The 13581-nt window shown below is 59.8% G+C and carries 13 protein-coding genes; 12 read left to right on the top strand and 1 reads right to left on the bottom strand.

Features of this window, described 5'->3' with window-relative positions:
- Window positions 1-147: 147 nt before the first annotated feature.
- The 8 genes from hemN (at window position 148) to JZX88_RS05500 (ending at window position 8243) form a co-directional block, all read left to right on the top strand.
- Window positions 148-1497 carry an oxygen-independent coproporphyrinogen III oxidase gene (gene hemN, locus JZX88_RS05465; RefSeq protein WP_065115768.1) on the top strand — a complete coding sequence of 450 codons (1350 nt, stop codon included), beginning with the start codon at window positions 148-150 and terminating at the stop codon, window positions 1495-1497.
- 114 nt (window positions 1498-1611) lie between these two features.
- Window positions 1612-1896, top strand: coding sequence for an acyl carrier protein (locus tag JZX88_RS05470; protein ID WP_003495848.1), 285 nt, complete (start codon window positions 1612-1614; stop codon window positions 1894-1896).
- Between the two features lie 88 nt (window positions 1897-1984).
- On the top strand, window positions 1985-2464 hold the full coding sequence (locus tag JZX88_RS05475; RefSeq protein WP_206912833.1) for a 3-hydroxyacyl-ACP dehydratase FabZ family protein: 480 nt from the start codon (window positions 1985-1987) through the stop codon (window positions 2462-2464).
- Window positions 2465-2671: 207 nt separating this feature from the next.
- Window positions 2672-3868 carry a beta-ketoacyl-ACP synthase gene (locus tag JZX88_RS05480; RefSeq protein WP_065115766.1) on the top strand — a complete coding sequence of 399 codons (1197 nt, stop codon included), beginning with the start codon at window positions 2672-2674 and terminating at the stop codon, window positions 3866-3868.
- Window positions 3869-3879: 11 nt separating this feature from the next.
- On the top strand, window positions 3880-5163 hold the full coding sequence (locus tag JZX88_RS05485) for a beta-ketoacyl-ACP synthase (protein ID WP_065115765.1): 1284 nt from the start codon (window positions 3880-3882) through the stop codon (window positions 5161-5163).
- Between the two features lie 143 nt (window positions 5164-5306).
- A complete protein-coding gene (locus tag JZX88_RS05490; protein ID WP_006316337.1) occupies window positions 5307-6335 on the top strand; it encodes a zinc-binding dehydrogenase in 1029 nt (342 codons plus the stop codon).
- Window positions 6336-6340: 5 nt separating this feature from the next.
- A complete protein-coding gene (locus JZX88_RS05495) occupies window positions 6341-7270 on the top strand; it encodes a lipid A biosynthesis lauroyl acyltransferase (RefSeq protein ID WP_065115763.1) in 930 nt (309 codons plus the stop codon).
- A 277-nt stretch (window positions 7271-7547) separates the two neighbouring features.
- The gene (locus tag JZX88_RS05500; protein ID WP_065115762.1) at window positions 7548-8243 is read left to right on the top strand and encodes a hypothetical protein; all 696 of its coding nucleotides are present in this window, start codon (window positions 7548-7550) and stop codon (window positions 8241-8243) included.
- Window positions 8244-8302: 59 nt separating this feature from the next.
- Here JZX88_RS05500 and JZX88_RS05505 read toward each other — a convergent pair whose 3' ends face one another.
- Window positions 8303-9106: a TSUP family transporter gene (locus JZX88_RS05505; RefSeq protein WP_206912834.1), complete on the bottom strand. Its 804-nt coding sequence runs from the start codon at window positions 9104-9106 to the stop codon at window positions 8303-8305.
- A 182-nt stretch (window positions 9107-9288) separates the two neighbouring features.
- Between JZX88_RS05505 and JZX88_RS05510 the strand changes: the two genes are divergently transcribed.
- The 4 genes from JZX88_RS05510 (at window position 9289) to JZX88_RS05525 (ending at window position 13553) form a co-directional block, all read left to right on the top strand.
- Complete coding sequence (locus JZX88_RS05510; RefSeq protein ID WP_065116215.1) at window positions 9289-10248, top strand: nucleoside hydrolase; 960 nt, start codon at window positions 9289-9291, stop codon at window positions 10246-10248.
- A 301-nt stretch (window positions 10249-10549) separates the two neighbouring features.
- Entirely contained in the window at window positions 10550-11770 is a 1221-nt protein-coding gene (locus tag JZX88_RS05515; protein ID WP_035223305.1) for an LL-diaminopimelate aminotransferase, read from the top strand.
- A gap of 61 nt (window positions 11771-11831) precedes the next feature.
- On the top strand, window positions 11832-13142 hold the full coding sequence (locus JZX88_RS05520; protein WP_206912835.1) for a homoserine dehydrogenase: 1311 nt from the start codon (window positions 11832-11834) through the stop codon (window positions 13140-13142).
- 186 nt (window positions 13143-13328) lie between these two features.
- Window positions 13329-13553, top strand: a complete 225-nt coding sequence (locus JZX88_RS05525) for a hypothetical protein (RefSeq protein ID WP_065115759.1) — start codon at window positions 13329-13331, stop codon at window positions 13551-13553.
- Window positions 13554-13581: the final 28 nt, after the last annotated feature.

The raw sequence follows: 13581 nt of genomic DNA on the forward strand, positions 1-13581 counted from the left end.
AAGGCTTGCGCCGCGTAGCCGTCGCCCCAGCGTCTACTTTAGGAAGAACTTACGGTGCAATTTGATTGAAGTCAAAGTTGCAAACTGTCGCAGCGGTTACTGAAAGAGAGGAAATCGACATTTTCTTGATAAAAGGCAAATCCGGTGATGAATACCGAACTTCTTCGCAAATATTCGGGTGCAGTGCCGCGTTACACGAGCTATCCGACCGCGCCGCATTTTCACGAGGGAATCGATAACGCCACCTATCGCGGGTGGCTCGGCGAGTTGAACCACAGGAACCGGATATCGCTCTACCTGCATATTCCCTATTGCGACAGGCTGTGCTGGTTCTGCGCCTGTCATACCAAGCACACGCTGAAATACGAGCCGATTGCCGTTTATCTGGAAGCACTTAAGCAGGAGATCGAGGCGGTCGGCGCGCTTGTGTCACCCGATGCGGTGGTGAGTGCGGTGCATTTCGGCGGCGGTTCTCCCACCATGCTGAAACCGGAAGATATGGTCAGCCTGATGGACTGTCTGCGGCGTCATTTCACCTTTGGGCTTTCGCCTGAAATCAGTGTTGAAATGGACCCCAATGATCTGGACGACAGCCGTTATGACGCGCTCGCCGCCATAGGCATGTCGCGGGCGAGTCTCGGGGTTCAGGACTTCGATGACAAAGTGCAAAAAACCATCAACCGAATTCAGTCTTTCGAACAGACGAAATCCGTTGTCGATGCGGTGCGGGCGAGGGGCGTTCATTCGGTCAATTGCGACATTCTTTATGGCCTGCCTTTCCAGACCTGCGAGACCCTGCAGAAGACAGTGAACCAGATCGTCTCGCTCGATCCGGATCGCATCGCGCTTTTCGGTTATGCCCATGTGCCGTGGATGAAGAAGCACCAGTCGCTGATCCCCGAACACGCCTTGCCTGATATTGCCGAGCGTTACCGCCAGATGACCATGGCGGGCGAGATGCTGAAGCAGGCGGGATACCGGCAGGTGGGGCTCGATCATTTCGCCAAACCTTCAGATACGTTGTGCCAGGCGGCGGAGGCCGGCGCGCTGCGACGGAATTTCCAGGGCTACACGACGGACACGGCTGACGCGCTCATCGGGCTTGGCGCATCATCGATCGGCCGGTTGCCGCAGGGCTACGTGCAGAACATGGTCGCGACGGGCGAATATCAGCGAATGGCGGGCGAAGAAGGGGTTGCCGTCGTCAAGGGCATCGAACTGTCGGCGGACGATCAGCTGCGGTCTCATGTCATAGAAAGGCTGATGTGTGATTTCACGCTCGATCTTTCCGATCTGAGGCAGCGTTTCGGCACGGTCAGCCAGTCGGTCAGGCTGCAGGCGCATGATTTCGCCGCCAGGGACAGGGATGGTATCGTTGCTCTGGATGGTGATGTTTTTGCCGTAACGGAGGCGGGAAGGCCATTCGTGCGTAATATCGCGGCAATCTTCGACACCTATCTGGGCAATGGACGCGGCCGCCATTCGGTTGCTGTTTAGGCAACAGTTTTGGGGCAAATTTCAAAGTTACGTCACGAAACCATTGGCTTTTTTGCGCGACTTGCCTATGTGGTGCGTCAGACAGGATAATTCATACGAACGACAATAAGGATTATGGGCGTGACAGCTACATTCGACAAGGTTGCCGACATTATCGCCGAAACCAGCGAAATCGACCGCGAAACCATTACGCCGGAGAGCCACACGATCGACGATCTGGGCATCGACAGCCTCGACTTTCTGGATATCGTTTTCGCCATCGACAAGGAATTCGGCATCAAGATTCCGCTCGAGCAGTGGACGCAGGAAGTCAACGAAGGCAAGGTTTCCACCGAAGAATATTTCGTGCTGAAGAACCTCTGCGCCAAGATCGACGAATTGCGCGCAGCCAAGGGCTGAGGCGACAATGCCCGCTTCCGGCGGGCATTTTCTTTTGATGCCGCCTGCGGGCAAATCATGACTAACCGACCAGAGACGGGCCGGACGGATGCTGCTTGAATATTTTCAGATGATCGACAAGGTCGAAGCCGTGGACATGGCGACGCGCACATTGAGGGCGCAGTCTGTCGTTCCCGACAAGAGCCCGGTGTTCGAGGGCCACTTTCCCGGCATGCCGCTGGTTCCGGGCGTGCTTCTGATCGAGACCATGGCGCAGGCTTCCGGCATGCTGGTTCTGGCATTTTCCGATTTTGCGTCCATGCCGTTCCTGATGTCGGTCGACGGCGCCAAGATGCGCACCTTCGTGGAGCCGGGCGCGGTTCTCGACATCGAGGCGGTGCTGGAACATGACGGTTCCGGCTTTGCCGTCACCAAGGCGAAGATCACCTCTGCCGGCAAGAAGATCTGCGACGCGCAGCTGAAATTGCGCACCATGCCGTTCAGCGAGATCCCGCTTGGTCCGATCGTCAAGAAGCGGGCCGAGGAAGTCGGCCTGATGGCGGCCATTGCCGCGGATGCGCAGGGGTAAGCGTTTCCACCCGTTTTGAAGAGGGCCGTTTTCCCGTCGGTCCGGTTTCGAAGCATGAAAATCGTGGGCGCGCGACGGCGGATCAGGCCTTCACCATTGCCAATCCGCACCGCGGGCTTTATTCCGCAACACATGACGTGGTTGTTCGCAACCGCTGTGGATAGCCGTGACCGTTTCGGCGGGGCCGGCTGCAAAGGATGACAAACGATGAAATCTGACAATGATGTGGTGATAACAGGGGTTGGCATCGTGACCTGTCACGGCGTCGGCAGCCAGGCGCATTTGGCGCTTCTTTCTGGAACGGCCGCGCCGGCGACGATTGTCGAGACCGAAAAGTTCAGGCCCTATCCGGTTCATCCCATGCCGGAGATCGACTGGTCCGCGCAGATCGCCAAGCGCGGCGACCAGCGCCAGATGGAAAACTGGCAGCGCCTCGGTGTTTTCGCCGCGGGTCTGGCGCTTGATGATGCCGGGCTGAAGGACAATGCCGAAGCCTGCGCCACCATGGACATGATCGTTGCCGCCGGCGGCGGCGAGCGCGACATCAATGTCGATACGCTGATCGTCGACGAGGCGCTGAAGCGCAACGACCGCGAAGTGCTGCTCAATGAGAAGCTGACGACGGAATTGCGCCCGACGCTGTTTCTCGCCCAGCTTTCCAACCTGATGGCCGGCAATATCTCCATCGTGCACAAGGTCACCGGTTCGTCCCGCACCTTCATGGGTGAAGAAGCGGCCGGCATTTCCGCCGTCGAAACCGCATTTCACCGTATCCGTTCCGGCGAATCGAGCCATGCTCTGGTAGGCGGCGCCTTTTCGGCCGAACGTCCCGACATGATCCTGCTGTTCGAGGCCATCGGCGCGCATGCGCAGGGCGGCTGGCAGCCGCTGTGGTCGCGTGGCGACAAGGATGGCGGCGGCATGATTTCCGGTTCGCTGGGAGCTTTCCTCGTCCTGGAATCACGCAAGCATGCCAGTGCGCGCGGCGCGCGCATTTATGCCCGTATCGACGCCATTGAGGGCGACCGCGGCAGCCGCGATGACGGTAAGATGGAAAAGCGCATGGGACGCCTGCTTGCTCCCGCAAAGGACAGTGCGGCGACCGTCGTGTTCTCCGGCGCGAGCGGTTATGACGGCGTGACGGCCCGCGAGAAGGACATTCTCGAAAAGGCGCTGCCGAATGCTGTCATTCGCGGTTTTGGCGGTGTCACCGGTCATGGGCTGGAAGCACAGTTTCCGCTCGGACTGGCGCTCGCCGCGCTGACGCTTGAAAGCGGTGCGAAGGTGCCGGCTTTCGATGCGGCGCAGGAAAAGCCCATGGGCGAGGCGGCCAGCGAAGCCGTCGTCACCACCGTCGGCCATGTGCGCGGCGAAGGTGTCGCCGTTCTGTCCCGCGACGTGTGAGGAGAAAGATCATGACTTCCAATTTCAGGGATCATCTCGGTCGTCCCATCGTCGCCGTCACCGGCATGGGCATCATCACGTCGCTCGGGCAGGGGCTTGCCGATAACTGGGCGGCGCTGACATCGGGCAAGTCGGGCATTCACAAGATTACCCGTTTCCCGACCGAGGGGCTTTCGACGCGGATCAGCGGCACGGTGGATTTCATCGATATCCCGGTTCCGAATTCCGTTGAGCGCTCTTATGCTTTTGCCCGCGAAACCACCATAGAGGCTCTGGCGCAGGCCGGTATATCAGGCGATTTCGACGGCCCGCTGTTTCTCGCGGCACCACCGATCGAGCCGGAATGGAGCGCCCGTTTCGAGCTTGCCGACCGGTCTCCGCCGGCCGCCCAGCCGGGCGATGCCTATGAACGGTTCCTGACCGCCTTCCGCCAGCGTCCCGACCCGGCGTTCCAGGAAGCCGCCCTGTTCGGCGCGATTTCCGAACGTCTTTCCGACCGTTTCGGCACACGCGGCCTGCCGGTCACGCTTTCCACCGCCTGTGCATCCGGTGCCACCGCGATCCAGCTTGGCGTCGAAGCCATCCGCCAGGGCCGCACGGAGCGGGCGCTGACGGTTGCGACCGACGGTTCGGTCAGCGCCGAAGCGCTGATCCGCTTCTCGCTTCTCTCCGCGCTTTCGACCCAGAACGACCCGCCGGAAAAGGCTTCCAAGCCGTTCAGCAAGGATCGCGACGGTTTCGTGATCGCCGAAGGTGCTGCGACGCTGGTGCTGGAATCGCTCGAAGCAGCGGTTGCACGCGGCGCGAAGGTGCTCGGCATCATCAAGGGTGCGGGCGAGAAGGCCGACAGCTTCCACCGCACCCGGTCTTCGCCCGATGGCGGCCCGGCGATTGCGACGATCCGCGCGGCACTGGCCGATGCGGGCGTGGCCGAAAGCGATATCGGTTACATCAACGCCCACGGTACTTCGACGCCTGAGAACGACAAGATGGAATATGGCTCCATGCTTGCCGTCTTCGGCGAAGGCCTGAAGGATATTCCGCTGTCGTCCAACAAGTCGATGATCGGCCATACCCTGACCGCAGCGGGCGCCGTGGAAGCGGTGTTCTCGCTGCAGACCATGCTGACCGGCACTTTGCCGCCGACGATCAACTACAATAATCCCGATCCGACCATCACGCTCGACGTGGTGCCGAATGTGAAGCGGGATGCACAGGTGGGCGCGGTTCTGTCCAACTCCTTCGGGTTTGGCGGGCAGAATGCCAGCCTTGTCATGACGCGGGAACCGGCCTGACCGGTTTCGCCACAAACAGGAGCGTTTCCGAATATTTTGCGGAAACGCTCTCGCTTCTTTGATTACGCATTCCGGCCGCAAAACGGTTACAGAGTTTTGCTGGAATGATTTTTAAATAACGCCCTCGGGCGAAGGACTGATATATGCGCGCTCTTCAACTCGTGGACGACCGGAAGCTCGAAAAAGTGGATCTGCCTGAACCGGATGCACCGGGCCCGGGCGAGGTGACGCTGCGCGTCAAGGCCGTGGCGCTGAACCACATCGACGTGTGGGGCTGGCGCGGCATGGCTTTCGCCAAGCGCAAGATGCCGCTCACCATCGGTGCCGAGGCTTCGGGTGTGGTTGAGGCCATCGGCCCGGGTGTTTCGAACGTGTTGCCCGGCCAGCTCGTCTCGGTTTATGGCGCACGCACCTGCGGGCTGTGCAAGCCCTGTCGCGAAGGCCGTGACAATCTGTGCGAACACGTTCAGGGCGTGCACGGTTTCCACCTGGACGGTTTCGCGCAGGAAAAGATCAATATTCCCGCCCGCCAACTCGTGCCAGCACCCCACGGCATTGATGCCGTTGCTGCGGCTCTCGCGCCGGTGACCTTCGGCACGGTCGAGCACATGCTGTTCGACAATGCCAAGCTGGAGCCCGGCGAAACCATCCTCATCCATGCCGGCGGTTCCGGCATCGGTACGGCGGCGATCCAGCTTGCCAAGAAGATGGGCTGCACCGTCATCACGACAGTGGGTTCCGACGACAAGATCGAACGGGCGAAGGCGCTGGGCGCCGATCACGTCATCAATTACCGGACCGACCGTTTCGAAGGCGTCGTGCGCAAGCTGACGAAAAAGAAGGGGGTCGACGTGGTGTTCGAACATGTCGGCAAGGACACCTTCGTCGCCTCGATGTTCTCGTTGAAGCGCGGTGGCCGTCTCGTCACCTGCGGCTCCACCTCGGGCGTTTCCACCGAAATCAACCTGATGATGCTGTTCCAGCAGCAGCTCAAGCTGCTCGGCTCCTTCGGCTGCCGCATGGAAAACATGGCCAATGCCATGCAGAAGATGGCGCGTGGCATCGTTCATCCCGTCATCGACACCGAAGTGACCTTCGACGATATCGACCGGGCGCTGGAGCGCATGGAAACGCGCCAGGTGTTCGGCAAGATCGTTCTGCGGATGGACTGACCATCGTGAAACTGTTCCTGACGCGGATTGTCCTGAAACTGGACCACTTCCGGCAGTGGCTGATCGCGACATTCGCCTTCGGTCTCCTCAACCTGCTGAAGCTCTTCCCCGCCGATGCGGGCATTCGCGCCGCAGACCGGCTGGCGCGCTTCGTGGGGCCGAAAACCGGCCGCCACAAGCTGATGCTTCATAATCTGGCGCGCGCCTTTCCGGAGAAGTCCGAGGAGGAGCGGTTGGAGATCGCCATGGACAGCTGGGCCAATATGGGCCGGCTTGCGGCGGAATATGTGTTTCTCGACCGGCTGTTCGATTTCGATCCGGAAAAGAACGAGCCCGGCCGCATTCGGGTCGAGGGTATTCCGACCTTTCTGGAACTGCGCGACAATCCGCGGCCCTTCATCGTCTTTACCGCCCATAGTGGCAATTTCGAATTGCTGCCGGTGGCCAGTTCGGCCTTCGGTCTTGATGTCACCGTGCTGTTCCGGCCGCCGAACAATCCTTTCGTGGCCGACAAGGTGTTCAATTTCCGCAAGGAGCGCATGGGCAATCTCGTGCCTTCGCACGCCGGTTCCTCCTTCGCGCTTGCGCGGCAGCTGGAGCGGGGCGGCGGTGTCGGCGTGCTTGTCGACCAGAAATTCAGCAAGGGACTGACAACGAAGTTCTTCGGGCTCGAGGTTCGCACCAATCCGCTTCTGGCCAAGCTTGTGCGTCAGTTCAACTGCGACGTCTATCCCGCCCGCTGCGTGCGTCTGCCGGACAATCGCTACCGGCTGGAAATCGAACCGAAGGTCGAAATTCCCCGCGATGAAAAGGGCAATGTCGATATTCAGGCAACGGCACAGCTTCTGAACGACAAGGTGGAAAGCTGGGTGCGCGAATATCCCGGGCAGTGGCTGTGGTATCACGACCGCTGGGATGTGAAGCACCAGATCTGAGGCCCTGGCCGCACCGGGCGTTTTTCGCGATTCACATCAAATTCGACCGCGAAATTGTGCGTTTCGATATTTTTCCATATTAGTGGAACCTGATTTTTCGTTCATGGATTATCGAAATTGAAAAAATAGCGGTGGCTGTGATATTTTGGACTACAATCCCCACGGCGTTTTTGCGTTTCGTTACGTCATTTTTAAGCGCAGAGACGCTAAGATCAGGGGTAAGGGTCTATCCTTTTGGATTGGGAGCGGGGTGTTTGCCCGTTCAGGGAGAATTGGGTTGAAAGATTTGATTGAGCTGTTCTGGCTGCGTTATACGGAACTGCAATCTGCCGTTGGTAAAAACGAGGCCGACAAGATTGCAGTGCTGGAGCGTGAACTGGAGCAGCTTCTCGAGCGTGTCGTCGGCCGTCAGACCGAAAGCTCCGAAGATATTCGCGAGCAGTTCCGTTTCGCCATCGACCTCCTCAACCACGAGGCGGAAGACCTTGGTTGCGTGCAGCGCAATTCCGAGCTTCTGCGCACGCTTGTCGATCGATATGTCGGCATGCCGCCGAAGGCGAAGGTCATCGGCGACGAGGATGAGGATACTCTGGAGTGGCATCACCGCCACCTGATCCTCGATGAGGACATGCTCAACGATCTCGACGAGCCGGTGGTCATTGTTTCCCCCGGTTATCGCGTGTCCTTCGCCAATGCGCTGGATGCCTTCCAGCGCAATGCGCCGGATGGGCTTTTGGGTTGCCATATCGCCGAGCTTGTCGGCGTGCATCGTTTCCAGAACGACCTCAGGGAAAAGCTCGACAATTGCTTCAAGGGCGATACGTCGAAATACACCTATGCGGAAGACCAGAACGGCCGTACGGTCGTGAAATCGCTGGAAATGTCGCCCTGCTATTCCTCCGCCTACAAGCTCGTGGGCGCCATGGTCGTGATCAGGGAAATCGCCGATCGCCGGCGCCGCGCCACCGGCTGACCTATCGGAGCGCCTTGCCTCTGCCCTTCAATGGCGGGAAAGGGGCGCTCCGCCATCCCTCATTTCGGGAAGATGGTTTCCCAGATCGTGGCGATGGACCAGGCGGATGAAGCATCGACAAGAAGCTTCGTCGCCATTGCCAGGCAGGACAGAACGAGAAGCGGGCGGATGATCTTCGCGCCGTTTTTCATGGCGAAGCGTGATCCGATCTGCGCGCCGATGAACTGTCCCGCACCCATGGCCAATCCCAGCTTCCACAGAACCGCGCCGCCAATGGCGAAGACGACGAATCCGCCGAAGTTAGAGCCGAGGTTCAGAAGCTTGGTATGGGCGGTCGCCTTCAGCATGCCGAAACCGGCGAGCGCCACAAAAGCCAGCATGTAGAAGGACCCCGCGCCGGGGCCGAAAACACCATCGTAAAAGCCGACCAGCGGCGCGACGGTGAGGCCGAACACGAAGGGTGTGATGCGGCGGTGACTGTCGATATCGCTGAGCTGCGGCTTGAAGGCGAAATAAAGCGCAATTGCGATCAGCAGGAACGGCATGATGGTGCGCAGCAGATCGGCCGGCACGAAGGCGGCGGTGACGGCGCCCAGCATGCCGCCAAGCATGGCCATCAGCCCCATCGGCAATTGTTCCTTCAGATTGACATGGCCGCGCCGGGCATAGGCAAGCGTGGCCGAGGCCGAGCCGAACTGCGATTGCAGCTTGTTGGTGCCGAGCGTGTCGAGCGGCGCAATACCCATGATCAGCATCGCCGGAATGGTGATGAGGCCGCCGCCGCCGGCGATGGAATCGATAAATCCGGCAAAGATGGCGACGCAGAAGAGGACGATAAATACGTTGAGGGCGATGTCTTGCACTGAAGATGTCCGGGCAGGCGGCGGGAGAGGGCTTCTTCTTTCACCGAAAAGACCGCCACGCAATATTTTTCTGCATGATATGCCGCCTGCGGGGGGATTGCGGTGTTGCCGCTTATCGTTATGTTTCCGTGGCGCGTCACCGGAAGGACGGATGGCGCCTGAGACATATGGATGAGGGCATTATGCATAAAGTGATATTCGATACGGATCCGGGTGTAGACGACGCCATGGCGCTTCTGTTCCTGCACCGTCACCCCGATATCGATCTGATCGGCGTCACCACGGTTTTCGGCAATGCGCCCATCGATATCACCACCCGCAATGCGCTGTTCCTGAAGCGGGAATGGCAGATGACGGCGCCGGTTGCGAAAGGTGCTGGCGTAACATTCGATCCCGCCCGCAAGGAAGGCCACTGGCCGACCTTCATCCATGGCGAAAACGGTCTCGGCGATATCGATATCCCAGAAACCATCGATCTGCCGCTCGATCCACGCCCGGCGCATCGTTTCATCATCGAGACGGTGAAGGCCAATCCGGGTGAGGTGACGCTGATTGCCGTCGGCCGCATGACCAATCTGGCGCTGGCGCTGCGCGAGGAGCCGGATTTTGCTGCGCTGGTGAAAGACGTCATCGTCATGGGCGGCGCCTTCGACATGAACGGCAACGTGTCGCCAGCGGCCGAGGCCAATATCCACGGCGACCCGGAAGCGGCCGATCTCGTCTTCACCGCGCCCTGGCGCGTGGTCGTCGTCGGTCTCGATGTAACGACGAAAACGGTAATGACCAGCGCCTTCATGGCTGAGATGGCAAAGGCCGGCGGCAAGCCGGTGCAGCTCTTGTCCGACCTGTCGCAATTCTACATTGATTTCTACAAGACCCGCACCGGCGACGGCATGGTGGTGCATGACAGCTGCGCCTGCGTCTATCTCGTCGCGCCTGAGCTTTTCGAGACCCGCAGCGGCCCGGTGCGTGTCGTCTGCGGCGGGCTTGCCGACGGCCAGACCATCCAGAAGCCGGATGGCCGCGCCTTTCCGCCGGGCGACTGGGACGGGCATCCGAGCCAGCTCGTCTGCACGGATATCAAGCCGGAGCGCGTGCTTTCGCTCATCCGTGCGGCAATTGTGAACGGCGAGCGCGGCTGAACGACAGGAATGGCCGTTCTTGAGCATGGCTTGCCTTGCATTTTCCAAGAATCTGGCGTTATGCAAGTTCCTTGATCCTATTGCGCGATCCGCCTTGCCAAAGGGGCCGAAAAGGCTGTGCCGAAGCACAGGCGGATGATCGCGATGGCGTGTGGGCCGAGAAAAGCCTTGTAGGTTTTCCCGTGCTTTGCGCTACAATGAATAACGCCTGCCGGATGGGTTCGTGTCGGCGGCGTTTAAAAACAAAAAACGAACCTTCGTTATGGGCCGGCAGAACCGGTCCATTCCCATGAGGAAAGTGATGGAAGAGTTTCACAAGGTCCGGCGTCTGCCGCAATACGTCTTCGAACAGGTCAACCGTTTGAAAGCGAGCGCGCGAGCGGCCGGGGCCGATATCATCGATCTCGGCATGGGCAATCCCGACCTTCCGACCCCCAAGGCGATCGTCGACAAGCTTTGCGAAGTCGTTCAGGACCCGCGCACCCATCGTTATTCCTCGTCCAAGGGCATTCCCGGTCTTCGCCGCGCGCAGGCCGCCTATTATGCCCGCCGTTTCGGCGTGAAGCTGAACCCCGATACCCAGGTCGTCGCCACGCTCGGCTCCAAGGAAGGCTTCGCCAATATGGCGCAGGCCATCACCGCACCGGGTGACGTGATCCTGTGTCCGAACCCCACCTATCCGATCCATGCCTTCGGCTTCCTGATGGCGGGCGGCGTTATCCGCTCGATGAATGTCGAGCCGGATGAGAGCTTCTTCGGGCCCTTGGAGCGTGCGGTGCGCCACTCCATTCCCAAACCGCTGGCGCTGATCATCAACTACCCGTCGAACCCGACGGCGCATGTGGCCTCGCTGGATTTCTACAAGGATGTCATCGCCTTCGCGAAGAAGCACGAGATCATCGTGCTTTCCGACCTTGCCTATTCGGAAATCTATTTCGACGAAAACAATCCGCCGCCTTCGGTTCTGGAGGTTCCCGGCGCAATCGACGTTGCGGTGGAGTTCACCTCCATGTCGAAGACCTTCTCCATGCCCGGCTGGCGCATGGGCTTTGCCGTTGGCAACGAGCGGCTGATCGCGGCGCTGACGCGTGTGAAGTCCTATCTCGATTACGGTGCCTTCACGCCGATCCAGGTTGCGGCGACCCATGCGCTGAACGGTGACGGCTCCGACATCGCCGAAGTGCGCAATGTCTATCGCCGCCGCCGCGATGTCATGGTCGACACCTTCGGCAAGGCCGGTTTCGAGGTTCCGCCGCCGGCGGCGACGATGTTCGCCTGGGCGAAGATTCCGGAAAAATTCCGCCATCTCGGCAGCCTGGAATTCTCCAAGCTTCTGGTCGAGAAGGCCGATATCGCCGTTGCTCCCGGCATCGGCTTTGGCGAGATGGGCGATGACTACGTCCGTCTCGCGCTCGTGGAAAACGAGCATCGAATTCGTCAGGCAGCGCGCAATCTGAAGCGTTTCCTGTCGAGCGCAGACGAAACGATGCACAATGTCGTTTCGCTTAACGCCCACAGATAAGGGCAACCGAAGGCGGCCGGGCCTCGGCCGCCACCATCACCAGCAAATCAGGAACATACCCATGGCAGATTCATTGAGAATCGGCATAGCGGGGCTCGGCACTGTCGGCGCTTCGCTCGTGCGCATCCTCCAGCAGAGAAGCAACGAACTTGCGATTACCTGCGGACGCGCGATTGAGATTATTGCGGTGAGCGCGCGCGACCGTTCGCGTGACCGCGGCATCGATCTCAAGGGTATTACCTGGTTCGACACGCCGGAGCAGCTGGCGAGCGAAGCCGATATCGACGTGTTCGTCGAACTGGTCGGCGGTGCTTCCGGCCAGGCTGAAAATGCGGTGCGGGCCGCACTCGCACGCGGTCTCCATGTGGTGACAGCCAACAAGGCGCTGCTGGCCAAGCACGGCGTGGAACTGGCGACCATTGCTGAAGACAAGGGCGCGCTTCTCAATTTCGAAGCGGCGGTGGCCGGCGGTATTCCCGTCATCAAGGCGCTGCGTGAATCCTTGACCGGCAACCATGTGTCGCGCATCTACGGCATCATGAACGGCACCTGCAACTACATCCTCACCAAGATGGAGAAGGAAGGGCTGTCCTTCGATGCCTGTCTGAAGGAAGCGCAGCGGCTGGGTTATGCGGAGGCCGATCCGGCTTTCGATATCGAGGGCAACGACACCGCTCACAAGCTCGCCATTCTGACGACGCTTGCCTTCGGCAACAAGATTTCTGCCGATGACATCTATCTCGAAGGCATCACCAATATTTCGAGCGAGGATATTCAGGCGGCTGCCGAACTTGGTTATCGCATCAAGCTTCTCGGCGTGGCGCAGGTGACCGAATCCGGCATCGAGCAGCGGGTGCATCCGACCATGGTGCCGCTCGATTCCGTCATCGCACAGGTGGACGGCGTGACCAATGCGGTGGCGATCGAATCCGATATTCTCGGCGAATTGCTGATGGTTGGTCCGGGTGCCGGCGGCAACGCCACCGCGTCCGCCGTGCTGGGTGACATCGCCGATATCGCCAAGAGCCGTCCGGGCGCCCAGCAGGTGCCTGTGCTCGGCCGTCCGGCGAAATCGCTGACGGACTATCGTCGCGCCAAGATGAAGAGCCATGAGGGCGGTTATTTCATTCGCCTGACGGTGAAGGATCAGGCGGGCGTCTTTGCTTCCATCGCCAGCCGCATGGCTGACAATAACATCTCGCTGGAATCCATCGTGCAGCGCCAGCGCGTGCATGTGGAAGGCGCGCCGCAGACCATCATCCTTGTCACCCACGCGACGATGGAAGATGCGATCCGCAAGGCCGTGAAGGCGATCAAGAACGAGAAATATCTCGTCAGCGAACCGCAGGTCATCCGCATCGAGCGGACCTGAGACGCATCGATTTCTTGATGGCATCGAGAGCCGCGCTTCCCGAAAGAGGCGCGGTTTTTTGTTGCCGGCCGTGTGCATCGCACCGGCCTTCCGGTGGCCATAAAATTTGAGGACGCCGCATTCGAACCGCTGGAAAACAAGGCGATTCGGCACTATGCTTAATCCTGTTCACCAAGCGAGGGAGGCGTGGCCGTGACATCGATCATCCTGTTCAAGGACAACAAGCGCGCCGGCGTTCCGGTCACCCATCATCGGGTGCGGCCGCATAATGCCAACGACAATATTCGCAGCATGGAATTCGACATGGCCGAGCATGAGCGCAACTGGTGTTCGCTGGCTGTCTTCTCGTTATTGCTGCTGGTCGGCGCGGTCTCGATCGTCAGCCCGTTTTTCTCGATTTTTACGGTGTGACAGCCGGGACAAGCGTTTTTGCTTGAAA

This window comes from Agrobacterium sp. OT33 (assembly GCF_017313365.1).
Taxonomy (GTDB): domain Bacteria; phylum Pseudomonadota; class Alphaproteobacteria; order Rhizobiales; family Rhizobiaceae; genus Agrobacterium; species Agrobacterium rhizogenes_A.